At 42.5% G+C, this 26,600-nt stretch carries 22 protein-coding genes and 1 pseudogene; 10 read left to right on the top strand and 13 right to left on the bottom strand.

Annotated features, from left to right (window positions below):
- Window positions 1–122 precede the first annotated feature (122 nt).
- Complete coding sequence (locus COR50_RS06740; RefSeq protein WP_098193287.1) at window positions 123–845, top strand: ferredoxin--NADP reductase; 723 nt, start codon at window positions 123–125, stop codon at window positions 843–845.
- Window positions 846–938: 93 nt separating this feature from the next.
- On the opposite strand, the gene COR50_RS06735 is transcribed toward COR50_RS06740, so the two are convergent.
- The 4 genes from COR50_RS06735 to dtd all read right to left on the bottom strand — a co-directional run bounded on the left by COR50_RS06735 (window position 939) and on the right by dtd (window position 4,260).
- Window positions 939–2,369 carry a glycine--tRNA ligase gene (locus tag COR50_RS06735; RefSeq protein ID WP_098193286.1) on the bottom strand — a complete coding sequence of 477 codons (1,431 nt, stop codon included), beginning with the start codon at window positions 2,367–2,369 and terminating at the stop codon, window positions 939–941.
- A 54-nt stretch (window positions 2,370–2,423) separates the two neighbouring features.
- The gene (locus COR50_RS06730) at window positions 2,424–3,383 is read right to left on the bottom strand and encodes a YihY/virulence factor BrkB family protein (protein WP_232516293.1); all 960 of its coding nucleotides are present in this window, start codon (window positions 3,381–3,383) and stop codon (window positions 2,424–2,426) included.
- A 34-nt stretch (window positions 3,384–3,417) separates the two neighbouring features.
- Window positions 3,418–3,744, bottom strand: coding sequence for a nucleotide pyrophosphohydrolase (locus COR50_RS06725; RefSeq protein ID WP_098193285.1), 327 nt, complete (start codon window positions 3,742–3,744; stop codon window positions 3,418–3,420).
- 63 nt (window positions 3,745–3,807) lie between these two features.
- Complete coding sequence (gene dtd / locus COR50_RS06720) at window positions 3,808–4,260, bottom strand: D-aminoacyl-tRNA deacylase (protein ID WP_098193284.1); 453 nt, start codon at window positions 4,258–4,260, stop codon at window positions 3,808–3,810.
- An 87-nt stretch (window positions 4,261–4,347) separates the two neighbouring features.
- On the opposite strand from dtd, the pseudogene COR50_RS06715 reads away from it, so the two are divergent.
- A pseudogene (locus tag COR50_RS06715) lies at window positions 4,348–4,743 on the top strand (aminoacyl-tRNA hydrolase); the annotation flags it as partial.
- 47 nt (window positions 4,744–4,790) lie between these two features.
- Window positions 4,791–6,308 carry a lipopolysaccharide biosynthesis protein gene (locus COR50_RS06710; RefSeq protein WP_157760663.1) on the top strand — a complete coding sequence of 506 codons (1,518 nt, stop codon included), beginning with the start codon at window positions 4,791–4,793 and terminating at the stop codon, window positions 6,306–6,308.
- A gap of 100 nt (window positions 6,309–6,408) precedes the next feature.
- Here the strand turns inward: COR50_RS06710 and COR50_RS06705 are convergent, their stop codons facing one another.
- Window positions 6,409–7,047, bottom strand: a complete 639-nt coding sequence (locus tag COR50_RS06705) for an MBL fold metallo-hydrolase (protein WP_098193281.1) — start codon at window positions 7,045–7,047, stop codon at window positions 6,409–6,411.
- Window positions 7,048–7,105: 58 nt separating this feature from the next.
- Here COR50_RS06705 and COR50_RS06700 point away from each other — a divergent pair, with 58 nt between their 5' ends.
- Window positions 7,106–10,534: a BamA/TamA family outer membrane protein gene (locus COR50_RS06700; protein WP_098193280.1), complete on the top strand. Its 3,429-nt coding sequence runs from the start codon at window positions 7,106–7,108 to the stop codon at window positions 10,532–10,534.
- A gap of 40 nt (window positions 10,535–10,574) precedes the next feature.
- Here COR50_RS06700 and COR50_RS06695 read toward each other — a convergent pair whose 3' ends face one another.
- The 5 genes from COR50_RS06695 to COR50_RS06675 all read right to left on the bottom strand — a co-directional run bounded on the left by COR50_RS06695 (window position 10,575) and on the right by COR50_RS06675 (window position 14,082).
- Window positions 10,575–11,249 carry a DUF1361 domain-containing protein gene (locus tag COR50_RS06695; protein WP_098193279.1) on the bottom strand — a complete coding sequence of 225 codons (675 nt, stop codon included), beginning with the start codon at window positions 11,247–11,249 and terminating at the stop codon, window positions 10,575–10,577.
- A 1-nt stretch (window position 11,250) separates the two neighbouring features.
- Window positions 11,251–11,622 (bottom strand): diacylglycerol kinase family protein, encoded by a 372-nt coding sequence (locus COR50_RS06690; RefSeq protein ID WP_098193278.1) that lies wholly within the window; start codon window positions 11,620–11,622, stop codon window positions 11,251–11,253.
- Between the two features lie 113 nt (window positions 11,623–11,735).
- Complete coding sequence (creD, locus tag COR50_RS06685; protein WP_098193277.1) at window positions 11,736–13,028, bottom strand: cell envelope integrity protein CreD; 1,293 nt, start codon at window positions 13,026–13,028, stop codon at window positions 11,736–11,738.
- Window positions 13,029–13,080: 52 nt separating this feature from the next.
- Window positions 13,081–13,377: a winged helix-turn-helix domain-containing protein gene (locus tag COR50_RS06680; protein WP_098193276.1), complete on the bottom strand. Its 297-nt coding sequence runs from the start codon at window positions 13,375–13,377 to the stop codon at window positions 13,081–13,083.
- A gap of 48 nt (window positions 13,378–13,425) precedes the next feature.
- A complete protein-coding gene (locus tag COR50_RS06675) occupies window positions 13,426–14,082 on the bottom strand; it encodes a hypothetical protein (protein WP_232516292.1) in 657 nt (218 codons plus the stop codon).
- A gap of 114 nt (window positions 14,083–14,196) precedes the next feature.
- On the opposite strand from COR50_RS06675, the gene COR50_RS06670 reads away from it, so the two are divergent.
- On the top strand, window positions 14,197–16,704 hold the full coding sequence (locus tag COR50_RS06670; RefSeq protein ID WP_098193275.1) for a DUF5686 and carboxypeptidase-like regulatory domain-containing protein: 2,508 nt from the start codon (window positions 14,197–14,199) through the stop codon (window positions 16,702–16,704).
- Window positions 16,705–17,114: 410 nt separating this feature from the next.
- On the opposite strand, the gene alaS is transcribed toward COR50_RS06670, so the two are convergent.
- Window positions 17,115–19,724, bottom strand: a complete 2,610-nt coding sequence (gene alaS / locus COR50_RS06665; protein WP_098193274.1) for an alanine--tRNA ligase — start codon at window positions 19,722–19,724, stop codon at window positions 17,115–17,117.
- Between the two features lie 342 nt (window positions 19,725–20,066).
- On the opposite strand from alaS, the gene COR50_RS06660 reads away from it, so the two are divergent.
- The 3 genes from COR50_RS06660 (at window position 20,067) to COR50_RS06650 (ending at window position 22,304) form a co-directional block, all read left to right on the top strand.
- On the top strand, window positions 20,067–21,038 hold the full coding sequence (locus COR50_RS06660; RefSeq protein ID WP_098193273.1) for a M23 family metallopeptidase: 972 nt from the start codon (window positions 20,067–20,069) through the stop codon (window positions 21,036–21,038).
- A gap of 196 nt (window positions 21,039–21,234) precedes the next feature.
- Window positions 21,235–21,789 carry a MerR family transcriptional regulator gene (locus COR50_RS22560; RefSeq protein WP_232516291.1) on the top strand — a complete coding sequence of 185 codons (555 nt, stop codon included), beginning with the start codon at window positions 21,235–21,237 and terminating at the stop codon, window positions 21,787–21,789.
- 11 nt (window positions 21,790–21,800) lie between these two features.
- Window positions 21,801–22,304, top strand: coding sequence for a thioredoxin domain-containing protein (locus COR50_RS06650; protein ID WP_098193272.1), 504 nt, complete (start codon window positions 21,801–21,803; stop codon window positions 22,302–22,304).
- Window positions 22,305–22,391: 87 nt separating this feature from the next.
- Here the strand turns inward: COR50_RS06650 and COR50_RS06645 are convergent, their stop codons facing one another.
- Together COR50_RS06645 and COR50_RS06640 are read right to left on the bottom strand one after the other, a co-directional pair.
- Window positions 22,392–23,522, bottom strand: a complete 1,131-nt coding sequence (locus tag COR50_RS06645; RefSeq protein ID WP_098193271.1) for a mechanosensitive ion channel family protein — start codon at window positions 23,520–23,522, stop codon at window positions 22,392–22,394.
- A gap of 18 nt (window positions 23,523–23,540) precedes the next feature.
- A complete protein-coding gene (locus tag COR50_RS06640; protein WP_098193270.1) occupies window positions 23,541–24,665 on the bottom strand; it encodes an amidohydrolase family protein in 1,125 nt (374 codons plus the stop codon).
- Window positions 24,666–24,768: 103 nt separating this feature from the next.
- Here COR50_RS06640 and prfA point away from each other — a divergent pair, with 103 nt between their 5' ends.
- Entirely contained in the window at window positions 24,769–25,839 is a 1,071-nt protein-coding gene (gene prfA / locus COR50_RS06635) for a peptide chain release factor 1 (protein ID WP_098193269.1), read from the top strand.
- A gap of 58 nt (window positions 25,840–25,897) precedes the next feature.
- Entirely contained in the window at window positions 25,898–26,599 is a 702-nt protein-coding gene (locus COR50_RS06630; protein ID WP_098193268.1) for a VOC family protein, read from the top strand.
- The last annotated feature ends 1 nt before the right edge of the window (window position 26,600 follow it).

The following is a 26,600-nucleotide window of genomic DNA, read 5'->3' as shown; positions in this document are numbered from 1 at the left end:
TTAAAATTGGTGAAAGATAGTACAGGGAATGGCAGGGATTCTTATAAATTTTCACTAAATTGATAAATATATAAGATACATGTCTAATGCGATCTTGATCACGCTGAAAACCGTCCACTCGTATGAATGAAATTTGGTACAAGGGCATTGTCACTAAAATTGTCAATGAAACCCACAACACCCGGAGATTTTGGATTCAAATCCCGGAATTGACTGATTTTTCATTCAAACCCGGTCAATTTATCACGTTCGATTTACCGATCCACGAGAAGAAAAATAAACGTTGGAGGAGCTATTCCATTGCATCACATCCCGATGGCAGCAATGAAATTGAGCTCGTGATAGTATTACTCGAAGGCGGGTTAGGCAGCACTTACCTTTTCAACGAGATCAAAGAAGGTAGCGAATTAAATTTGCGGGGGCCCCTGGGCGTGTTTACCCTACCCGAACATATGGACCGGGATATCTTTTTTATCTGCACCGGGACCGGGATCGCCCCTTTCCGCTCCATGGTTAAATACCTGGAAGAACAACAACTCCCGCATCCGGATATGCACTTAATATTCGGAACACGATATATTAAAGATCTTTTGTACGCAGACGAAATGCGTAGTTTGGCCGAACGGATGCCCAAGTTCCATTACCACCCTACGCTTTCTAGGGAAACTGATGGATGGCAAGGTTCTAGGGGTTATGTTCATGAAGTATATGAATCATTATTGGCCGACAAGCGCCCGGCACATTTCTTTCTTTGCGGCTGGAAACAAATGATCGATGAAGCCAAGCAGCGCATACAAGCGATGGGCTACGATCGCAAAGACATTCACCTAGAACTTTACGGTTAGAAAAATACTGATGTGTCAATCCAAAAGAAAAGGGCAAGCACCCGGTACGGGGCTTACCCTTCTTTTAAGTATATCTATATCGACAATCCTTTTTTATTCGGCGATCTTCCTATTGACCAACTCGATTAGTTGATCGATGCCGATGCGTTCCTGCTCCATCGTATCACGGTAACGGATCGTTACAGTATTATCTTCCTTGGTTTGATGATCCACGGTTACGCAGAAAGGCGTACCGATCGCATCTTGCCTGCGGTAGCGTTTACCGATCGCATCTTTTTCCTCGTAGAAACAACGGAAATGGGGGCGACCTTGATCCATGATCGTTTTAGCGATTTCCGGCAAGCCGTCTTTCTTCGTTAACGGGAACACGGCTAATTTAATCGGCGCAATTTTCGCCGGGAATTTCAGCACCACGCGGCTATCTTGTTTTTCTTCGGTACTCAAGTCCTGTTCTTCGTAAGCTTCACTTAAAATCATCATCACCGTACGATCCAGCCCAACGGAAGTTTCAACTACATAAGGGATATAATTCTTATTGATTTCCGGATCAAAATATTGCATTTTCTTGCCGGAAAGCTCCTGGTGGTTTTTCAGGTCAAAATCGGTCCTGGAGTGAATGCCTTCCAGTTCTTTAAACCCGATCGGGAAATCATATTCAATATCCAATGCAGCGTTGGCATAATGCGCCAGCTTCGTATGGTTATGAAACCTCAATCTTTCCGGGTTAATTCCCAAGCTTTTATGCCATTTCAGGCGTTCTTCTTTCCAATAATTATACCATTCCATCTCGGTGCCGGGGCGAACGAAGAATTGCATCTCCATCTGTTCGAATTCCCTCATGCGGAAGATGAACTGGCGGGCTACGATCTCGTTACGGAATGCCTTACCGATTTGTGCAATACCGAATGGAATCTTCATCCTACCCGTTTTCTGCACGTTCAGGAAATTCACGAAAATACCTTGTGCCGTTTCGGGGCGCAGGTAAATCTCGCTGGCTTCTTCTGCAACACTACCCAATTGCGTGGAGAACATCAGGTTAAACTGGCGAATATCCGTCCAGTTCGCGGTACCGCTTACGCTACATTTAATCTTGTGGCGATCAATCAAGTCCTTCAAACCCTTATAATCTCCCGCCGCTTCGAGCTGCTCCATCTCCTTGATGAGCGAAGCGCCTTCTTCCGGGTTCATGGTAGCTGCAAATCCTTCTATCAGGTGATCCACACGGTAGCGTTTTTTACTATCCTTGTTATCGATCATCGGGTCACTGAAGCTATCTACGTGGCCAGAAGCTTTCCAGGTAGAAGGGTGCATGAAGATGGCTGCATCGATCCCAACGATGTTATCATGCATTTGGGTCATGCTTTTCCACCAATAGTCTTTAATATTTTTCTTCAACTCGGCGCCATATTGACCATAGTCATACACGGCGCTCAAGCCATCATAAATCTCGCTGGACTGAAATATGAAACCGTATTCTTTACAATGCGAAATAATCGCTTGGAACTTATTCTGATCTGTAGCCATAGTGGCGCAAAGATAAATTTGAATTTTGAAATCAAGAATTGGAAAATTTTTCCCCTATGAATCTATCGGTTCGGGATCGCCGGGATGCGTTTTCTCTTCTTCTATACGCTTCACATACACTGCATAGTCATTCGGCTTAATATGCTTCCCGCAAATCTCGACGTAAATCCGGGTAAATACCGCCCCAAAATACAATATTGCCGCGGAAAAATATACCCAGGACAATATTAATACGATAGATCCTGCGGCACCGTAAGTTGAACCGATTTTACTGGAACCAAGATAATAACCTATAGCAAATTTTCCTAACATGAATAACAATGCCGTTGTAATGGAGCCGACGGCCACATCTTTCCACCGGATCTTGGCATCGGGCAACACTTTAAATATGATTCCAAATAACAAGGTGATAATCAATAAAGTAATGCCCTGGTTGGCCAGGTAAGTGAAAGTAACGGCAGCTTCGGGGAAAAATGACAGTAATTGCTCGTTTAATACCTCCATGATACCGTTTAAAGCCAAAGACACCAAGAGAATAAAGCCCAGGCTTACGATCAATGAAAACGATTGGGCACGGTTGATTAACATTTTCAGTAATCCCTTCCCCTTGCTGGGCTTCGCCTTCAAGCGCCAAATGAAATTTATCGAATCCTGTATTTCAACGAAAACCCCGGTGGCACCGATAATTAATGCTACGAGACCAATGATCCCGGCCCAGTTAAAGTCGCCGGAAACACTTGAATTTTTGATAATTTCCTGGATCTGCATCGCGGCAGAATCTCCTACCAGCGAACGGATTTGGCTAAAAATGCTGCCTTCAATCGCTTCTTTTCCCAGGAAGATATCACATAGATAAATGATGATAATCAACATGGGCGCAATCGAAAAAATAGTATAATACGCCAATGCAGCGCTCAATTTCAGCACCCGGTCCTCCATGAAGCTGCTGAAGGACAATTTTAATGATTGCCAAAATCTCTTGAGAAAACGAAACAGCCTGATCTTAAATCTCATATAGGGAGTATAACAATTGCTAAGCCAAAAGCGTTTACTTCAACTTTTCATTTTCCTTGTGGCGGTTGGCATCGCGGGTTGATTTTTTCTCGAAATTCTTTTCTAATGCCGTTTCTAAATCGATGCCCGTTTGATTGGCCAAACATAAAACCACCCAAAGTACATCTGCGAGTTCATCTGATAAATCCTTATCACGGTCGCTTGCCTTGAACGATTGGTCGCCATATTGACGGCTGATGATACGGGCTACCTCACCTACTTCTTCGGTGAGAATAGCCATATTGGTGAGTTCGCTGAAATAGCGAACTCCCGTGGTGTTGATCCATTGATCAACTTTTTCTTGGGCTTCTTTTATAGTCATGGTTTATCGGTTGAGGCATATGTTGAAACAAGGCATGCCTTGTCTTTACCCGCGAAGATATATTTATTCCCTGCTTTTGGTATCGATTATAATCGTTACTGGACCATCGTTGACCAGCGCTACTTTCATATCGGCGCCGAAGGAGCCGGTGAAAATTTCCTTTCCCAAGTCAGCGGATAGTTGTTGAATCATTTTTTCGTACAGCGGGATTGCAACCGGGGGCTTACTGGCTTTTAAATAAGAGGGACGGTTGCCTTTTTTCGTAGATGCGTGCAAGGTAAATTGACTAACGAGCAAGATATCGCCGTTTACATCTTTCACGGAATGGTTCATTACGCCGTTTTCATCGTCGAAAATCCGCATTTGAACGATCTTGGAACTCAGCCAAGAAATATCTTCATCAGAATCATTATCTTCTATGCCGACCAAAATCATTAAACCTTGTTGAATCCCGCTTTTTTTTAGCCCTTCAATCGTTACACTCGCTTCGCTGACCCGTTGAATTACCGCTCTCATATATAAAATTTTAAGAACCAGGATAAGCCTGTATTTTTGTATACAAATAAAGCTGCAAAGCTACAAAGTATGACAACATTTCAATTAATCGATATATCGCCCGAAATTACTTTCACCACGGCCAGGAGCGGAGGCAAGGGCGGACAGAATGTGAACAAGGTGGAAACCATGGTGATCGGCCACTGGATAGTGGAAGCATCGAAACTCATCAGCGAAGCCCAAAAACAAAGCCTGTTGCTGAAATTAGCAACAAAAATCAATGCAGAAGGCGCATTGGTAGTAAAATCACAGGAAGAACGCAGCCAGCTCGGCAACAAGGAATCCGTAATTAGAAAGATGAATATCCTTGTCAACACAGCCTTAAAACCCAGGAAAAAAAGATTGGCAACAAAAATTCCGAAAGCGGTAATTCAAAAACGCAAGGAAAGTAAGATCAAGCAGTCATTCAAGAAACAACAGCGTAAATCCGGCGATTGGGAATAATAGGAAGCAATTCCAGGTAAATTATATTTTTGAACAAATTTCGGGCTTTGAGTAGTATAAAAAAATTAACGGGGCAAACACTTATCTACGGCGTTCCAACCATTTTAGGGCGGTTTTTAAATGTATTTTTGACCTTCGGTCTGACTTACCTTTTTAATACCACGGCGCAATTCGGGGATTACGCGGTAGCTTATGCCTACGTAACTTTCCTGAATGTCATCTTCACTTACGGTATGGAAACGGCCTATTTCCGTTTTTCTCAATCTGATGAATACCGGAAAGATGTGTATCCTACTGCATTAAGTTCCCTACTGGGCAGCACCTTGCTACTTAGCTCCTTGATGATCCTGTTTTCCCAACCCATGGCCGATTTATGGAGAATGAGCGAACATCCTGAATACGTGGTTTGGTTTGCTTTTATCATCGGTTTCGATGCAATTTGCACCATCCCTTTTGCCCGCTTACGCCAGGAAGGGAAGGCCATGAAATTTTCCATGATAAAGTTTTGCAACATCCTGATACAAGTTTGTAGCACCTTATTTTTCGTAGGACTTTGTCCATGGTTAGAAAAGCATCACCCGGGGCATTTCTTACTATTTCTCTATAATCCTTCCATTTCCGCTGTAGGCTACGCTTTCCTGTCCAACCTGGTTGCTAGTACGGCTACCTTGTTGATGTTGTACAAGGAGTTTGGATCCTATAATTTCAAGTTCAATAAGCGCTTGTGGAAGGATATGATGATTTATTCCCTGCCCTTGGTCATCGTAGGTTTGGCCGGCATGGTCAATGAAACATTAGACCGAGCATTACTGGATCATTTATTACCTTATTCTGTTGATAAAAACAAAGCCATTATCGGGATTTACAGCGCCTGTTACAAGATCGCGGCACTCATCAACATATTCATACAGGTATTCAGGATGGGAGCCGAACCCTTTTTCTTTAACGAGTCCAACAAATCAAGTGCGCAACAAGTTTACGCAAATGTCATGTATTTCTTTACCATTGTATGTATGGCCATATTTTTAGTCGTGGTGCTATTTGCAGATACGGTTTGGACAAGATACCTGGTAGATAGCGCGCATCATCCCGAGTACCTGGAAGGCTTAATCGTGATACCTATATTGGCATTCGGGTACGTTTGCCTGGGCATATATTACAATCTCACCATCTGGTATAAACTTACGAACAAGACCTTGATCGGGTCATTTGTAACGATCCTAGGGGCGGTTATCACGGTAGGCATGAATATTTGGCTGATACCGAAAATAGGTTTCCTGGGAAGCGCTTGGGCTACCATGGTATGTTACCTCGTTATGATGGTCGCCACTTATTTCCTGGGGCAAAAATATTATCATGTTCCCTACGATATAAAGGCTATTCTTTCGTATATATTCTTAGGATTGGTGATCTTCTCGATATATTGGTGGGGCGTGCGCCGGGTGCCGTCGGATTTCGTTAAATTAAGCTGCGCCTTGTTAGGGGTATTTATCTATGTAATTTGGGTATGGATCAAGGAAAGAAGGCGCTTAGTCGGGATATTCCGCCGAAATGCCGGCAGTTAATATTAAATTACTGGAAATCATATAATTTTTAAGTTCATTCTCCGTTATTTAAAAAGGGAAGCTCCCAATTGAACATAGGCTTCCCTTTTATCGTTTTAAACTATGAAATAAATGGGTTATGAACCTTTTCATGACCGATAGTAGTAGCCGGGCCGTGTCCTGGAAATACCTTAACCTGGTCTGGCAACAAAAACAACTTGTTCTTTATACTATCCATTAAATCGGCATGGCTACAGTGGGGAAAATCGGTTCTTCCAACACTTTCGTAAAAAAGAACGTCGCCGGCAATTAAAAATGCTTGTTCGGCACAGTAGAAGGAAACGCTCCCGGGAGAATGGCCCGGCGTCAGGATTACCTGGATTTTATCCTTACCCCAGGTGATTGTTTCCCCATCTTCGAAGAAAGTATTGGGTTGCGGGGAAGGGGGAAAAGGCAAACCGTACATTAATGCCGTTTGTTGGGAATGATCCAAAATCACTTGTTCTAAAGGATGGATGACAGGCAAAACATCGTAAGTATTGGAAACCAAATTATTACTAAAAATATGATCTAAATGGCAATGCGTATTCCATAGCTTCACGACTTTTAATTTCCTGTTCGCAATATATTGAAGTAGTTCATTTCGCTCATTTTCAAAATAACAACCGGGGTCAATAATGATACATTCCTGTAAATCATTGATGAGTAAGTAGGTGTTCTCTTGGAACGGATTATAAGTGAAATGTTGTATTTCAATCATAGTTGAACGAATTTTACTATTTTTAAGACTAGATCACAATATTATCAATACTTTCTGTATGAACCGATTTATTACCAGGTTATTTCTTTCCGGCATTATATTCATTAGCCCGTTGATATCGCAAGCCCAGACGAATACTGTTACTTTCGGTCAAAACCGCGTTCAATACAAGAATTTTAAATGGAGATTTTATACCACCAAACACTTTCATACTTATTTCTCGCAAAATGGTTTGGAGCTAGGTAAATATGTTGCCCAAGTTGCCGAAAAAGAATTACCCAGCCTGGAAGAATTTATGGAATTTACTTTCAGACAGAGAGTTGAAATCATCGTTTACAATAATTTCAGTGAATACCAGCAGTCCAATATCGGCATGGGCATAGAATGGCAAAATACCGGCGGGGTTACTAAATTCGTCGGCAACAAATTGCTCGTTTACTTTGACGGGGATCATGAACATTTACGCTTACAAATACGCCAGGGAATAGCCAATGTGATGTTACAAACCATGATGTTCGGGGAAGATATCGGTGAATTTGCCGGAAACGCGGTACTGATGGACTTTCCAAACTGGTTTACCGATGGCTATATTGCCTATGCTGCCGAACATTGGAACCCCAAGCTCGATGCTGAATTGAAAGAAGTCATTACCTCGCAGAAATATAAATCATTCAATCACCTGGCTTTCGATAAACCGCTTTTAGCCGGCCAGGCTTTTTGGTATTACGTGCAAATCAAGTACGGTAAAGACGCCGTTCCTTACCTGATGTATATTACCCGGCTCAACAGGAGCCTTAAAAAAGGGTTTGAAACGGTATTACATCAATCGACGAAAAGCGCCATGAATGATTTCATGATGCATTATTTACGCAGGTACCAAAAAGACAACCGCCGCCGCCGCCAGGTAACGCGCGGACGCGCAGTTGTATCGAAAGAAATTACCAAGAAGAGGGATTATATGAAGTTCCAACCTAACCCGACCAATAGCTATTTCGCAGCTATCGAATATGCACCGGGTTATTACAGGGTGCAAATTCAAAGGGGATGGTTGAAACCTATCGTTATACTAAAAAGTGGCGTAAGACAAATGAATGCCAAGATGGATCCGAATTATCCTTTGTTGGCTTGGAACCATAAAGGATCTAAATTGGCTGTGATCTATGAGAAAGAAGGTAAAACCAATCTCTTGGTTTATGATATTATTACAAAGATCAAGATCAAACAACCTTTACCACAGTTCGATAGGGTCATTAGTTTTAAATACTTCTTCGAACACGATAATACCCTGCTGTTGTCAGCAGTGAAAAACGGGCATACCGACATTTTCACTTACAGCATGAGTAACTTCAAAGTGGATCAAATTACGGATGACGTATATGATGATCTCGATCCATCTTTCGTTGCATTCCCAGGTAAAAGTGGGATCATATATTCTTCTAACCGGCCTTCCGCAACTGCCAGAAGCGGGGATACCGTGATACCAAGCAGCAGGTACAATGTTTTCCTGATCGATAACTGGAATAAATCTTCCGAGAAACAAGTATCCCAATTAACGGATATGAAATACGGTGATGCCAGGAATCCGACACAATACAATACCACGCACTTCACCTTTACCAGCGATGCCAATGGTATCAATAACCGTTATGCTGGCTTCTTCTCAACAGAAAGAGCCGGTGTAGATTCCATCTTTTACGTTGGTAACGAAATATTACATAATCCCGATAAAGAAGACTTGGATTCAGCCTTGATGGATTACGGCACAACAGAGCCGGATTCTATCATGGTTGCAACGATCACGAATGATTCGGCTTATACTTTCCCGATTACCAATTACCGCGAAAGCATCAAGGAAACCGTTAGCGCCGGTGAAAAGGGCTTGGTTTCCGAAGTATTGAAACGCGGCGATTACCTCCGTGTGTACAAGTTAAAAACAGACACCGTAGCATTAAGAAAAAGAAATATCAACGCTAGGCCAACCCTCTTCATTTCGGAACTAATGCACGAAGATAGCGTGAAGGCTGGCTTACCTACTATGTACAACAATCTTGTAGAGCCCAAAAAGCCCGAACAGCCGAATTTCTTCCAGAACGAATTTGAAGACGAACCGGTAGATACATTATCTAAAAATAACCTGGTTGTAAAAGGCAATCCCGGCGATATCCCGGCAGCAAATCCGCTCGACTTGCCCATTCGCAAAGAACGTTCGATCCTGAAACAAGCCAAGATGGCGCCTTACCGCCTACGATTTGCAACTGATTACGCAGCGGTACAGCTTGATAATACCGTATTAGTAACCAGGTATCAGCCGTTCACCGGTCAACCAAGCTCGCCAATACGTTTAACCGACCCCGTTAACGGTTTGATCCGCCTCGGGGTAACCGATATCATGGAGGATTATAAATTTACCGGGGGGTTCCGTGTTCCAAGTTCATTAGACGGAAGTGAATATTATTTCTCATTTATTAATAATAAAAGAAGATTTGATTGGAACCTGCTTTATTATCGCAAGGTAGATAGGGGTAGTGTTTATGCTGAAGGAACAACTCTTGATATTCCTGTAAAGATGATAACGAACCTGTACCAGGTGGGAGTTACTTACCCATTAGACCAGGTGCGGAGCTTCAGGTTACAAGCCGGTCTTAGGAATGATAGGATGGTTTTCCTTGCGAGCAAGGGAGATATAGGTCTTTATGCAGCAGACCTGAAAGGCAATTCCGTTGTAGGCAAATTGGAATACGTTTATGATAACACGATGAATCCGGCTATCAATATCTGGAAAGGCTTGAGGTATAAGATTTACGGCGAATGGATAGCCCAGGTTTCAGGTGATATAAACGAAGCATTTAACCAGGCGGCGGCAAAAGGTAAGTTTACTTACAACATGGGCTTTGATGGCCGCTATTACAAGGAAATTTACAGGAACTTTATTTGGGCTACCCGCTTTTCATTAGATATGAGCTGGGGTACCAGGAAGTTGTTATATTATTTAGGTGGCTATGATAACTGGTTTAGTCCAAAAATTAATGCTTCAAGGCAGGTGAATATGAATGAAAACTATGCCTTCCAAACCTTGGCGGTAAATATGCGCGGTTACAATCAAAATGCCAGGAACGGGAATAATGTAATGTTATTGAATACTGAATTGAGGTTGCCAGTGTTTAGTACATTGTTGAATAAACCATTGAATTCCGCTTTCCTACGCAACTTCCAAGTTACCAGCTTTATCGATATCGGTACAGCCTGGAACAAGAAGCTGGATTTCAGCCGAGATGCTAACCTTATTGATATTCCGAATGATCCGCAAAACCCAACGGCCGTGATCCGGATCCGGGAAAGTTTCCTCGGTCCATTCGTGGGTGGTTACGGTTTCGGTGCCAGGACCAGCATAGCCGGTTATTTCCTAAAAGTAGATGCCGGTTGGCCGATGAGCGGGTTCTTCGAAGGAAAACCAATTTGGTACTTCGGTATGGGTGTTGATTTCTAATATAAAGACGCTTACCATAAAACTAAAAATCCCCTCTCGATCATGTCGAGGGGGATTTTTTTGCCGTTGCATAAAGCAAAGCCATCATCATAGTTAGGCAGATAGTAAAAAACCAGAAATCCGGATACCAATCAGGGCGGAAGATTAAGAATAATATACTTTTGAATAACTCGAAGGGATTAGAAACCAGGTCCCAGGAATTCCACCGCAGGTACCTTCCGATGTAGATACCCATAGCGTTTAACATGATCACCAATTGAATGAAGATGCTTACCTGTAGAGTCGGGAAACGCTTCCGCAACCCCTGTTCAATCCTGTAAAGTGATAAGAAGCCCAACATCAACCCCAGCCAAGCAAAGCTAAATAGCATAAGCAAGTCATACCAATTATAATATTTGGGCCCCGGTTCCAGGTGGAAAAGATCCGTAATCATATAGGGTGCATTCGGTAAAAAGAAGAACCAGCTCAGCGTAAAAATCCATTGCAAAAAAACACTATCTTTTACCTGCTGCTTTTTTAAAAAATAATGGGAAATCCAATAAGGAATATAAGCCAGAAATAGATTCCAAATCATACTGAACATCCTGTATTCCCCTGTTATAATATATTTTCCAACCACCAGGGAAATGGCAAATAAGGCCGTAACATGTACCCAGTCATTGAAACTGGAAAGTTTATGCCACCTGTAAATCGTTCTTGAAAGTAAATACTTCATATCATCCTATTTTCGGCAGGAAAATCAAACCTGCGATTATAATAGCCCCTATTGCCGTTATCAAGACGGCGGCGGCGGCCACATCTTTAATAAATTTTACAACCGGGCTTCTTTCCGCGTGGGCTGCGTCCATCCATTTTTCAATGGCCGTATTTAACATCTCTGTTGTTACAACGGATACGATGGCAATGGTCAACAAGCACCATTCAATATTGGAAACATGAAAATAGATACCCGCTGTACAAACCACGGCTATTGCCAGTAAGTGAATCCGGGCATTCGGTTCGCTTTTCAGGAAAGCAAGGATACCTTCGAAAGCATAGCCGAAACTTTTTGCCCGGTTTATGACCGTCTGTTTAAATGAATGTGGCATGTGGACCGTGTTTTAATAATCTTTCAAGAAACTGCACCCAAATTACCAAATTTCTCAAAGCTGTTCGGAAAGTACCGGCCCGTCAATACGGGCCGGCATTTCAAAGCTAACATTTACGAATTCCTTGCAATTGCAAAGTTTTGCCATCTTAAGTTGCGTGTCAAAAACATCACGATTGCGATGACGATGAACAACAATACGGATCCCATCAACAATGCATTATCTTCAGACTGGATGACCCAATACAGGAAACCGTATAAACCGGCCATCATGATTCCGATAAATAATGCAGGCCCCAGTTGACGGGTGATCGACCAGGTAAACCCGGCAATCAACCCTACTGTCATTACCGCCGCGATACCGTATGCTAATGAAAATGCAAGGTGCTCAGAGATAGCTATCAGCAAGGAATAAAAAACACATTCTGCAAAACCGACCAAGATATAATGCAATGGATGGAAAGTTGCTTTGCGGGTAAATTCGAAACAAAAGAAAACCAGGAATGTAAGTGCAATTACTAACACGGCGTATTTCACGCTCCGGGTCGCCATCTGGTAATTCGTGATGGGAGAACGTAACTCGACCCCGAAATCAGAAGTTAACATGCTGTATTCATTCCCCATCCACGACTGTGGAAAAACACGGTTAATACTCATGATATTCCAACTCGCCGTAAAACCATTATTCAAGCTATGTTGCGTGGGTAAGAATGCGCCGTTAAATGCCGGGTGCTCCCAACTGGATTGCATCTTAACATTGGTTTGATTTCCAACGGGAGCAAAATTCATCTCGCCGCTTCCCCGGAGTTGTAACTTCACTAAACTTAACATGCCGGCAGCAGATGATTGTTTCCCTTCCAAATTGATGTCGGCTGAAAGGCAGCTATTAACCACCTTTAATCCCGGCGCCCCGGGATGCATCTCCAGGGCAACGCCATCCAAAGAAGCTTGCGAAACCTCGTCCACACCGCGCAAATCACTGATACCTACTATCAGCTTGGCATGTGCCCAATCTAGATCTTGGTTCAGGGTAGGAAGGGGTAACTGCCCGGGGAAGCTCGCTTTCAGCGTGATGTTATTGCGGAATAATGACACGGGGAATATGCCCCTGTGACGGGTTTCAGCATCCAGTTGATTTTCGATATCAAGCTGTGAAGGCAGGATATAAAAATAATCGGATCGATCCAATTTCGGAATCGCCAATATTGGTCCCGCTACAATTTGTTCATTCGCCCATTTACTGCTCACCTCTTCGATGGCTTCCTGCTGGCGGGACTGTCGTTCCCTGAATAACTCCATGACCATATTTACAGGGATAAGCAATAAGATCATAGAAAAACCTATGATGGCAGCTTTTACGTAAAGCGCGAAACGGATGTACCAGGGTTCGGATGCTTGCTCTTTCATTTCATTTATTTTAAAAGTACTTTGTATTTCAAAGTATATAGGCAAAAAAAATTTACTTATTGAATTTGATCATATCTTCCAGGGCAGCGAGATGACTTTTAAAGGCTTTCTCCCCTATTTTAGTAATTGAATAGGTTGTATTTGTTTTGCGCCCGATAAAACCTTTGTGTACCTTGATATAACCGTTAGATTCCAGCGTGGTTAAATGCGAAGCGAGGTTACCATCGGTGACCTCAAGCATCTGTTTGAGGTCATTGAAGTTGACGTCCTCATTAACCATCAGCATACTCATGACGCCGAGGCGAATGCGACTTTCAAAAATTTTATTCAGATTACCGATCGGATTCATTTACCCAACTATTTATTATCCAAGCCCAAAAGCCGGTAAAATTAATATTTAATTCGCATTTGCTTTCCTTTCGTATTTCCACCACATGCTGGTTCCATAAATAATATGCATTACCCCGAAACCAACTGCCCAAAAATATAAGCCTTTCTTCAACATGAAAAGATTACAAATACCCAGCACGATATCTATGATCGCCAGGTAGCGGATATCTGAATAGGTATACTTACTTGTATTTAACAAAGCCATACCGTAAAACACCAGGCAAGTCGGCGCAATCAAGGCATTTAGTCCATGGAAAATCAATCCTGCTATAAACGCTCCACCTGCTGCCAATGGAATACACATGCTGAGCAACAAGTTCTTCGAAGATTTAGTCCATACCGGCATCCCATCCCGCTTGGCTTTGCGCCAGGTGAAATACATCCCACTTGCCAAGGCCGCTACTAAAACGGTAATACCCAATAAGATAAACCGTATTTCCAAATCCCTCAACGATTGGTAGGTTGCCCCCCCGTTGCGATCGTAAACCAGGTAATAATCATTTAACCAATTATAGGCGATCGCGGCACCTATTAAGGCTATAATACCGGCTACTACGCCGCTCAGGCCACTCAAAGATATAAAGCGGGAAGAACGCTCCATGATTTGCTTGATATCCGTGAGTGTTTGTAAATGTTGCTCATTCATATTAAAAGCACTTTGCATTACAAAGTTATAAGAATTTTCAAAACAACAAAAAATATTGTAATCTTTATTTAATTTTTCTCAAAAAGCGCCTGGATAGACCTAAAATATCTAATTTGCTGTCAATTACGAGTTATGATAGCCTGGATTAGATTTATAGCACTTATCATTTGTTTAACCAGCTTTTTACCACTCCATGCTCAACAGTACAAGATTAGCGGTTCGGTAAAGGATGCGCATACCCAGGAATTCATCCCATTTGCAACTTTACAGTTTGTTGGAACCAATGTAGGGATGGTGACAGATGCCGATGGTAAATTCCTGTTTGAATTGAATAGCATTCCTTCGGATTCGTTATTAGTTAGGGTAATGGGTTACGAAAGAACGGTTTTATTCGTCGATAAGAAATTAAAGGAACAAGAGCTGAACTTCGAAATCAGTAGGTCGGATATGTCGTTAAAACAATTCGAGGTTACTGCCAATGTGAATTTCGCCCTCATCTTGTTGAAAAATATTATCCGCCATAAACCGGAAAATAATTATAATAGGCTGGAGAGTTATAAATATGAACTTTATAACAAGATGGAGCTGGACTTGCAAAACCTAAACAAGGAAAAACTTTCCAAGAACAGGTTTACAAAGCCCTTCGCTTTCATCTTGAACAACATCGACAGTACTTCTGAAGAAAAGCCCTTCTTGCCCGTATTTATCACGGAAACCGTTTCGGATTATTTCTTCCAGAAAACGCCCCACAAAACAAAAGAGCTCATAAAGGCTTCCCGGTCTTCCGGCCTCGACAATGAAAGCGTATTGAAATTCCTCGGCGGGATGTACCAGAATATTAATGTTTATGACAACTTCATACCCGTCTTTGATAAAGAATTTGTAAGCCCCATTAGCAATAGTGGCGCGATGTATTATAAATACCGCATTACAGATACCCAGTACGTTGCCCATAAACGCCTCATCAAGATGAACTTTGAACCGCGCCGACGTGGTGAGAACGCTTTCATCGGGGAGTTCTGGGTTGTAGATTCCCTTTTCGCCATCCAAAAAATGACGATGGCCGTGCCGAAAGACGCCAATATCAACTTCGTGAAAAAAATCAGCCTCGTGCAAGAATTTAAACCCTTGCAAAGTGATACCACCATGTGGTTTCTCGCCAAGGATAAATTCGTAGTTGACTTTGCCACGCCTAGCCCGAACCCAACTAAAACCATCCAGTTCGTTGGAAGGAAAACCACCACTTACGAAAACGTACTTGTCAACGATACCGCTGTAACCAATATTTTCGGTGACAAGCGGTACCCTCAAAACATTACGATGCTGGAAGGGGCGAGGGATGTAAATGATACCGCTTGGTCTTTATTGAGGCATGAAAAGCTTAGCCATAACGAACAAGGCATTTACCAAATGGTAGATACCTTGCAAAAAATGCCGCTTTTTCAAAAATACTCTAATACTATCAGGTTCCTGGCTACCGGGTATAAGCCTTTCGGGCCAATTGAATGGGGACCTTATTATTATGTTTTCAGTCGTAATAACCTGGAAGGTTTCCGCCTGCGGTTAGATCTTGGAACTACCCCGCAATTTCATAAGGACCTTTACTTGTACGGCTATTTAGCTTACGGCTTCAGTGATCAGAAATTTAAAGGGAAGCTTTCCGCTCTTTGGTTGTTGAAACGTCACCCGAGGATGTATCTCTACGGGTCATACGTTAGCGACCTGGATAACGGTTCCAGTTATTATGACGAAGTGGGAACGGATAATATCTTTACCCTTGCCATCCGCAAAGGTGGCGTTCCACAAAAATTCTTGATGGTGAAAGAAAAACGCTTCGAGTTTTACAAGGAATATTTTAGCGGCTTTTCTCACCACTTATCAGTAATTCAAAAGAAATACAGGCCTTTCTTACCGTTGCCGGGTATCAACAATTTTCCGACAAACGGCTCCACCGAAGCCTTGAACAACTTCGAAGTAGGCGTAAAACTTCGCTATGCTTTCCAGGAAGAGTTTTTGGAAGGAAACTACTACCGCTTGAGCATGGGCAGCAAATACCCGATCGTAGAGTTGAAATATGCACTCGGTGTAAAAGGCTTAATGCAAAGTAGTTACCAATACCATAAGCTGGCATTAACAGTTAGCGACTATGTTAAGATTGCTCCCCTGGGCACGCTTTATTACAATGTGTTCGGCGGCAAGGTGTTTGGAACATTGCCTTACATGTTGTTGGAAGTACATCCCGGTAATGAAATTTATTATTACAATAAGTACGCGTTTAACATGATGAACCGTTTCGAGTTTATCAGTGATAAATATGCAGGTTTTAATATCGAACATACCATCGGTAGCGGTATATTCAATTATATACCGTTTATCCGCAAGTTTAAACTCCGTCAATTTTGGACGGCGAAAGGCTTAATAGGCGGACTTTCTGAAGAAAACAGGGCATTGAATCTTACCAAGGGTTACCCTTTCCGCACCTTGGAACGTTCGCCTTACCTCGAAGTTGGAACAGGTATTGAAAATATCTTCAAATTTATCAGGATCGATTTTATTTGGAGACTGAAACCTGATCCTTTACCGAATGTATCTTATGATAAAAAATTCGGTGTGTTCGGAAGTTTCAAATTACAATTCTAATCATTGTTGTCCGGCTAAAATTGCATTAAATTTACTTGGATTCCTTACCTGGTCAAGGACATAATAGAAGGATGATACATGCCTCCCCCGCCAAGAGAACCGTGGAACTTCGCACCGTTGATAGCGAAGCCATACAGTATTAGAAAAGCCGGATCGAGCGATCAAATTGGTGGCCGTAATAGCCAATTTGTGCCCGTTTCTTGTACTTTTTTGCTTGCCAAAAAAGTACAAGAAACGGGCAGATGAACATTGAATCGAACTATTGAGGGGTCAAATTGCTCCCCGGTTAAAATTTAGCCGGACAATAATGAATTCTAATAAACAATTTAACCGGTACGTTTTATCATATTAAAAAGGTCGATCCCACTTCACTTGAGATCGACCTTTTCTAATTTATTAAACAGAATTTTTTACAACAATGATTTTACCTTTTCGATCACGGCATCCAGTTGGCTGCTATCTTGTCCTCCCGCGGTTGCGAGGGTTTTCTGTCCACCACCACCACCTTTAATCAGGCTACTGATGTGTTCCTTGATAATTTTGTTTGCTTCTAATTGCTTGGATTCAGAAACCTTTTCATCTATCAATATGGCAACTTGTGCCTTATTCCCTACCGTTGCCGTTAAAACAACCAGGTAATTTTCCAACAAAGGTTTTAATGAAAAAGCTACTTGCTTTAAAGCATCCCCGCTGTTTACATCAATATTTGCCCCTAGGAAGTTCACCCCGTTTACAGGTATTGCTTTATTGACGAGGCTGGCAGCAACCTGTTGCAATTGTTGCTGTTCCAATACAGCAAGCTCTTTCTCCAATTTTGCTTTGTCGGCTACCAATTGTTCAACGGTTTTCACCAGGTCTTTCGGATTTTTAAGCAAAATCTTTACGTCTTTTACGTGTTGTAGTTGGCTGTTGATATAATGTTCGGCCACTTCTCCCGTTACTGCCTCTACCCTTCTTACACCTGCCGCCACGGCGCTTTCCCCGGTAAATTTAAACATGCCGAGTTCGCCGGTATGTCCAACATGCGTACCGCCGCATAATTCAACGGAGTAGTTATGATCCATTACGACTACCCTAACGAAATCCCCGTATTTTTCGCCAAAAAGTGCCATAGCTCCCAATTTCAGCGCTTCATCCTTCGGCATTTCAGTAATGACTACCGGTATGTTTTCGCGTATCTTTTCATTTACAATGGCCTCAATTTGCGCCAATTCTTCATCTGTTACTTTCGCGAAATGTGAAAAGTCGAACCGGAGTCCTTCAGCATGTACCAACGAACCTTTTTGAGCAACATGCGTACCCAAAACCTGCCTGAGTGCGGCATGCAACAGATGTGTCGCGGAGTGATGCATTGCCGTGCTTTTACGCTTCCCGGCATCCACTTCAGCGATCAGTTCCCCTTCAATAGCTTGGGGTAATTTATTTACAAAATGAACGATCAGGTCATTTTCTTTCTTGGTATCCGTTACGTAAATATCTTCTCCTTCAAAATGTAATACGCCGGTATCGCCAACCTGCCCACCACTTTCAGCATAAAATGGGGTATGGTTAAGTACCACTTGGTACTGCTCCTTACCTTTTGCTTTGATGGTGCGGTACTTGGTAACTTGGGCAGGGCTGGTCAGTTGTTCGTAGCCGATAAAACTAGAACCCGCATCTTGTAGTACTTGCCAATCGCCCATATCCAATTCCGTGGCGGCACGCGAGCGGTCCTTTTGTTCTTTCAATGCCGCTTCAAAGCCTAATTCATCAACCTTCAAACCATTCTCCGTGGCGATGAGCGTCGTCAAATCATACGGGAAACCGAAAGTATCGTAAAGTTCAAAAGCGGTTCTTCCTTCAATTATTTTATCGGTCGTATTAGCCATTACCTCTTCCATCCTGCGGATACCGCTTTCCAAGGTTCTTAAGAAGCTGTTTTCTTCTTCATAGACTACTTTTTTCACAAAGTCTGCCTGTTCAAATAATTCGGGGAATACCTCTTCGAATTGCTTGGCCAACACGGGCACCAATTCATGTAACAGGGGTTCTTTTACATCCAGGAAAGAGAAATAATATCTTACCGCCCTACGTAAAATCCTCCTTACAACGTAGCCGGCACCGGTATTTGAAGGCAATTGCCCATCAGCGATGGTAAAACAGATCGCGCGGATATGGTCGGCAATTACGCGGAACGCGATATCTGTTTTCTCGGCTTGTCCATATTTTTTATGACAATACTTCTCTGCTGCCTTGATCAAGGTTTGGAACAGATCCGTATCGTAGTTCGACTGCTTTCCTTGTAGTACGCGTACCAGGCGTTCGAGCCCCATACCTGTATCTACATGTTTCGCGGGAAGTGGTTGCAGGCTTTTATCTTTCATGCGGTTAAATTGCATGAATACGTTATTCCAGATTTCTATGACTTGCGGGTGATCTTTATTCACCAAGCTGGCTCCATCAACAGCGGCACGTTCTGCATCGGTGCGGCAATCCACATGAATTTCCGAGCAAGGACCGCAGGGACCTGTTTCTCCCATTTCCCAGAAGTTATCCTTCTTATTGCCCATCAGGATGCGCTTCTCATCTATATGTTGCTTCCAATAATCGAAAGCCTCTTGATCTTTATCCAATTTTTCAGCAGCATCTCCTTCGAAAATAGTCACGTAAAGGCGATCCCCAGGTATTTTGTAAACTTCGGTCAACAGCTCCCAAGACCAGGCGATGGCTTCCTTCTTGAAATAATCCCCGAAGCTCCAGTTGCCGAGCATTTCGAACATGGTATGGTGGTATGTATCGATACCAACTTCTTCAAGATCATTATGTTTACCGCTTACACGCAAACATTTTTGAGTATCTGTGACCCTTTTATATTGCGGTACCTTGTTGCCCAGGAAATAATCCTTGAATTGGTTCATCCCCGCGTTGGTAAACAACAAAGTGGGATCATTTTTCAGGACGATCGGTGCGGAAGGCACAACCTGGTGACCTTTAGATTGGAAGAATTCCAAAAACTGTTTCCTTATCTCGGATGCTGTCATAAAATATTAGTAGCTATTAATATCTAAATTTTATATTATAATTGTATTCTACCTAGTATTGATCAAGTATTTGTGGATAATGCAAATTACAAATTTGGAATTTGATAAATAAAAGGTTGATCTTTTAGGCTAATTCCATTAGGTTTGTGCGCTCCATTTACAAAAATGGGGGACCTCTTACCCGGAGTTAGGCGCTGCAAAAATATTGAAAGCTGTCACATTATTCAAAATACGACGTAATAAAGAGGGATTTGTCGGGATAAATGCCAATTATAACTATAATAAACTAACTATCAAACGCGTTTCGGAGTACGAAAAGGCACAAGAACATCCTTTGGGGCAATGAAGAAGGTAAAATATTTCTATAATACGCAAACTCTTAAATATGAAAAACTAGTAGTCTCGCTCCGCGTGAAATTATTGCGTATTCTCGGTTTCCTCTCGGCGGCAATTGTTACCGGGATCATATTCTTATCCGTGGCTTACCGTTTCCTGGATTCCCCCAATGAAAAAAATCTCCGACGTGAAGTAGAACAGATGAAAGAGCAGTATACCGCTCTACGGGGCCGCCTCAATGATGTGAAGCAAGATTTGGCCGAACTACAACACCGTGACAATGAAATTTACCGCGTCATCTTCGAAGCCAGCCCCATCGTAGATAGTACCCGCGCCGGTAAACCCTTGGAAGGTGAAGAGCTGGATTTGCTCGAAACATTGCCTAGCGGCGAACTGATAGCTTCCATTGCCAAAACATTGCATGAAGTTAGGAACCGGATTAAGACCCAGGAAAATTCTTATGAAGAGATCGACGACTTGGTTAAGAATAAACAAAAAATGTTGGCTTCTATACCTGCTATCCAACCTGTTTCTAACCGCGATCTTAGGCGGATAGCATCCGGTTTCTCATACCGCATCGACCCCATATATAAAACTGTTAAATTCCATAGTGGCCTTGATTTTGCGGCACCAACGGGAACACCTATATACGCTACCGGGGATGGTAAAGTTGAGTTGGCCAGCATGAGTAATGTTGGATATGGCAACCATGTTGTCATCAACCATGGATATGGTTATAAAACGCTTTACGGCCACATGGTAAGAATGAAAGTCAGGGCCGGTCAACGCGTGAAACGCGGGGATGTGATTGGCTGGGTGGGCAGCACCGGTAAATCTACAGGGCCGCACTGTCACTACGAAGTGATCAAAAACGGGGAAAAAGTTGATCCCGTCTACTTCTTCTTTAACGATCTTACACCGGAACAGTTTGATAAGATGTTAAAAATAGCCCGCTCCAATAACCAATCTCTCGATTAATGGAACGATTCTTGGTGTAATGCCCGGAGTAAATATCGCGGGACCTTACCATCATGAAAAATGGCAGGGATTCGTTTAAAAGTTGATTTACAGCAGAATAAATCCACCCATCTATCAGTTTATAACAGTAAATTGCAGGAAGAAGTGGTGTTTTAGGAACGGTATTCAACTTGTTTCACGAATTAACTTTTGTGCCATGACGCATCAGCAACTTGATTTGTTTTCTGCAAATGAACCTGCTAAACAGGGTAAAAAACCGGAAGATGGAGTGGCGAAGCAAGAAATTGGAATGAACGTGGATTTGGATAAGCAGGAAACTAACGTGAATACGACAATCACGGTAATTGAACCCCATAAAGGCAAAAAAAGAGGCCGGAAATCATTGAAAGAGCTGGCGGATGATCCGCATGTGATCCAGGAAATTGAAAGGATGCAGCTCGATAAACAATATTATTCTATCTCTGAAGTTGCATCAATGTTCCGTGTCAATAGCTCATTGATCCGGTATTGGGAAAATGAATTCGATGTTTTACAACCTAAGAAAAACCGGAAGGGCGACAGGTTATTCAGGCAAGATGACATTCAACATCTCAAACTGATCTATCACCTCCTCAGGGAAAGAAAATATACGATCGAAGGCGCTAAGCAAAAATTAAAAGAAGATAAAAAAATTGCCGCGCGTAACTTTGAAATGGTACAAGCCTTACAGAAAGTACGCTCATTTTTAACGGAATTAAAGGAACAATTATAAATATTTAACTTATGTGGATTAAATCAATTCTCTTAGGCGGATGCTTGCTGCTTTCCACTTTTGCCTTCGCACAAAACGGTGCAATGAAAGGTAAAATTGATACTAAGACTATCATCAACGATGCCAACCACGCCTGGTTTTATGCGGGAGTCAATAAATACCAACCGAATGCTACCATGGTCAATTATATCAAAACAAATAACGATAAATTTAAAATATTGGTCGTTACCGGCTTAGAGGATGAAAAAAGTAAAGCTTTATTACCGGCTTTCTACAAAACCATGATCATGGCCAGCTACCCCGAAGAAAATATCAGCATCTATGCTGCTGATAATAAAATGCAAACCGGCGATGATAAGGTACAATCCTACAAAATTAAAAAACTGCCAACCTTCATCTTGTTAAAAGGCGAAAAAGAAGTAGGTCGTATCAATGGTGATATTCACCAATCCATGGAAGGCGACTTGGCTGCCATGATGCTTAAAGCGATAAAAAAAGAGAAAGGGGACGAATAAATATCTTTACCTCTTAGCATATACTTAAAAAGGCTTCCCAGTTTTATTTCCGGGAAGCCTTTTTTATATTAATCATAAGTTCCTCAACTAACCAGCAGAAGCCTTCGCAGCTAATTGTAATTGATATTGATCCATCAGGCGACTTATTTCCATATTTACATCTTCCCTTAACTGGTTATAATCGCCCGCATTAAGGTTATTAGTGAAATAAACGACCTGGATGATATAACCGTCTTTATCAAAATCATTGAAATTAACCGTATAGTTCTGCTCTACTCCATCCTTTCCTGATAAATATTGTTGCAGGTCTTGTAAAAATGGTTTCAGGTTCCCCGGTTGCGCCGCCTGGGCTATTTCCAAGCGGATATTGGCGCGGAATTGTGTGCGTAAAGAAAGGTTATCCAAGACACTGTCTACCATTTTTTTATTAGGAACCGTCACGAAAGTTTTATCCAAAGTGCGTATTCTCGTGCTTCTCAACCCTATTTTCTCCACCGTACCCTGAAAGCTATCTACTTTTACCGTATCCCCGACATGAAAGGGCTTATCAAAAAATATGATGAATGATCCAATCAGGTTTTCAATGGATTCCTTCGCTGCCAAAGCCATTGCCGCAGCACCGATACCTAGCCCCGCAACTAATTTTTCGACCAATCCATCCCCAAATAATATCCTGATAACCACTATAAAACCGATTACGATAAAGATGGCCTTAAAAAAATCCCGGAAGAAAATCACGAATTGCATATCGGTTTTATCGCGGGTAAGTTCTCCCTTCGTGCGTAATACCATCGCGATAAAATCTATCAAGCGTAATAATATCCAGGTAACACTGAAAGTCAACACGATAGCGATCAGCGTATCCAAGATAGTATGAAGTGATACGACGGTAACGATATCTTTAGAAGCTCCGCCTACAACTACGGTATTTACCTTTTTATATACCGTAAAATCCAGTTGGGCAGGGAATTTCAAATGATTTGTGGCAATGATAAATGTAACCAACACCAGGAAGTACTCCAAGGGCCGCATGAACAGGTCGATGAAATGCTTCCGTTCAATCCTGGGAACCCAATGCTTTATGAGGTTAAAACATACGGCAACAATAGCCTTAGACAAATAACGTTTTACCAAAACCACCAAGCCTATCGCTATGGCTAATGCCGTGTAATCCCGAACGGTATTGCCGAAAAAAGTTTGATCAAAGAATGTAGGCATAAATAGCTGCTGAATAAATTAAATAATCCTTTGAATATGTTCCGAAATGGAAATAACACCGGGGCGTTTCCCCACTTCGAAACTACCGAATTGTTGCTCGATTCCCAATGCCTTGGCTCCATTAATCGTTGCCCATTGTAATATTTCGGCTAATGGTATAGCTGGGAAATGCTTGCGCAAGTTCAATATTTCTGCCCAGATCGAGAGCTGGTCGTTCGAGGCCAGGCTATCTGTTCCTAAAGTGATAGTACAATTATTTTTCCTCAACAGTTCAACGGGGGGTAAAGCGCTTTCTATATAAAGATTAGCATTTATACAGAGGCACCAATACAAGTTCAATAACGATTGCCGGGCAAATAGTACGTCTTCCCCGGATGTAAAAGTATTATGGACTAATAACAAATTTTTATGCTCAAAATAACGCAAATAACTTTCTAAGCTCCGCTTTCCACTGGCAACGAATGAATCTATCGGGATATTAAAATGCTGGTAAAAGTCTAAGAAAGCGCCGGATTTATCCAGGTAAAGGTCATTCTCAGCTTGCGACTCCTGGTTGTGAATCGTTAACAGGCGCTCGGAACGGTTCGCGATTAACTGAAAAAGCGTTGCAGATACAGAATAAGGGGCATGGGGCGCCATGGATACCGGCAAGCCTGCCTCGCTGAAATCCTTAACCACCCCGCTAGCATAATCATACCTTGCTTGCGCAGAAGCATCCACGAATCCCATAGATTCAACGAAGGTGTGAAAATATAGCCGGGAGTTTTTCTTGACGTCGACGGAAACAGGATTATTAGAAATATCGCCCACGGCTACGATACCGGCCTTAGCCATAGATTGTTCTGCCCGCCGCATTGCTGACATAATTGTATCCAGGTCAAACTGCCGCTGCTCCATAACCGTTTGCAAAAACTTCGGTAAGCCGGTACCTTTAGGAACCAGGCCCTCCATATGGGATAATTCCAAATGACAATGGGTATTTACAAAACCCGGGCATAGGATGCCATTGACCTTAAAAACATCTTCCCCTGCTTCTGATAATGGTACAAGCGCCTTTACAACTCCTTCGGAGTCTGTTATAAGTACCTGGTTATCACCCAGAAACCTAGTTCCATCAAAAATATCTTCGCCTAAAATCTTCATATAATACGATACATGTATAATTTCCGTGAATTGGTGTTAATTTTGCAGCCCAAACCCATCTATATTTTTTATATGATGGGCAAAACAGGTATCAAAGATAATTATGATAGACAAACTAGAGGCCATAAAAGGTCGTTATGACCAGGTAGCGCTAGCACTTACCAACCCTGAAGTGGTAAGTGATAATAAACAGTTCGGTAAACTGAGCAAGGAATACCGCCAACTGGAAAAGATCGTAAAGGCATACGAAGAGTATAAAAAAATATTGGAAGATATTGCTTTCAATAAGGAGGTTTTGGAAAGTGGCGATGATGAAATGCGCGAACTGGCCAAGGAAGAAACGGAAGCCTTGGCAGAGAAAAAAGAAGCCCTTGCTGCCAATATTCGTAACTTATTGATCCCCAAAGATCCGCAAGATGAAAAAAATGCCATCTTGGAAATCCGTGCCGGGACCGGGGGAGATGAAGCGAGCCTTTTTGCAGGAAATTTGTTAAGGATGTACCTGCGCTATTTTGAATTGAAAGGATGGAAAACAAGTATCATGAATGAAAATCCCGGTTCAGTAGGCGGTTACAAAGAGGTTGTCGTCGAAATTACAGGGGATGATGTATACGGCACCTTAAAATTTGAATCCGGCGTGCACCGCGTACAAAGGGTGCCTGCAACGGAAGCCTCGGGTAGGGTGCATACTTCCGCGGCCACCGTGGCCGTTTTACCTGAAGCTGAAGATGTGGATGTTGAAATCCGTGAAGCCGACATTAAAATGGATACCTTCCGTTCATCCGGAGCGGGTGGACAGCACGTAAATAAAACGGAATCGGCTGTACGTTTGACTCACATCCCGACGGGGGTGGTCGTAGAATGCCAAGAAGGCCGTAGCCAGCACTCGAACCGCGATATCGCGATGAAGATGCTTCGTACCCGTATTTATGAAGCAGCCGTTCGTAAACATGAAGATGCGATCGCTTCCCAAAGGAAGAGCCTGGTATCTACCGGTGACCGTTCTGCCAAGATCCGTACCTATAACTACCCGCAAGGGCGTGTAACCGATCACCGCATCGGTATGACAATCTATAACCTGGATGCCTTCATGGAAGGGGAAATCGGGGAAATGATCGATGCATTGCAATTTGCCGAGAATGCCGAAAAACTGAAACAAGGCGAAAACGCTTAATATATTTGGTAGCTTCGGCAAGTAGTAGCACTACAGCGATAAACTAAAAAAGTATGTCATGGAGATCATATCTGTTCACTTACATACCCATCGCTTACCGGGGCTGGTAAATTTTTACCGGGAAGTTTTAGGCTTCCCGGTAACGGTTGCCCCGGGCCAGCAATCTGCCATCATACAAATCGGTAACAGCCAGCTAGTATTTAAATCTTCTAACGAAGCGGCTTACCATCATTTTGCTTTCAATATCCCGTTCGCATTATTCAACCAAGCCTTTGAATGGCTGAAGGAAAGGGTAAAGCTGCTGCCATATAATGATGAACTTATCGTCCCGTTTGATAATTGGGATGCTAAAGCAATGTATTTCCACGATCCGGCGGGGAACATCGTAGAATATATAGCCCGCGGTGAAATATTTCTCGAATTACCGGCCAATGCGAAATTCACACCGGATTATATGATGGAAATTAGCGAAATAGGACTCCCCGTTGCCGATGTACCCCTTACCTGCGATCATTTGAAAGCCTTGGGCCTTGATAAATACGATGGCGACGACCTGCTATTTAATGCCATGGGAGACCCTACGGGCTTATTTATCGTGGTAGATAAGGAACTGAAAACTTGGCTTCCTACGCATGAAAAAGCCATCCCTTATTCCAGTAAAGTAATTTTTAGAACAATGCCGGGAGGAAATGTGTTTGTATTAAGGTTGCATCCGGGAGGTAAGGTAAGCTACGAGCCTGTAGACGGTCCTCATAATTGAA

Origin of the sequence: Chitinophaga caeni, assembly GCF_002557795.1 — a bacterium.
Classification (GTDB): domain Bacteria; phylum Bacteroidota; class Bacteroidia; order Chitinophagales; family Chitinophagaceae; genus Chitinophaga; species Chitinophaga caeni.
This window is presented reverse-complemented; position numbering and strand designations above follow the sequence as displayed.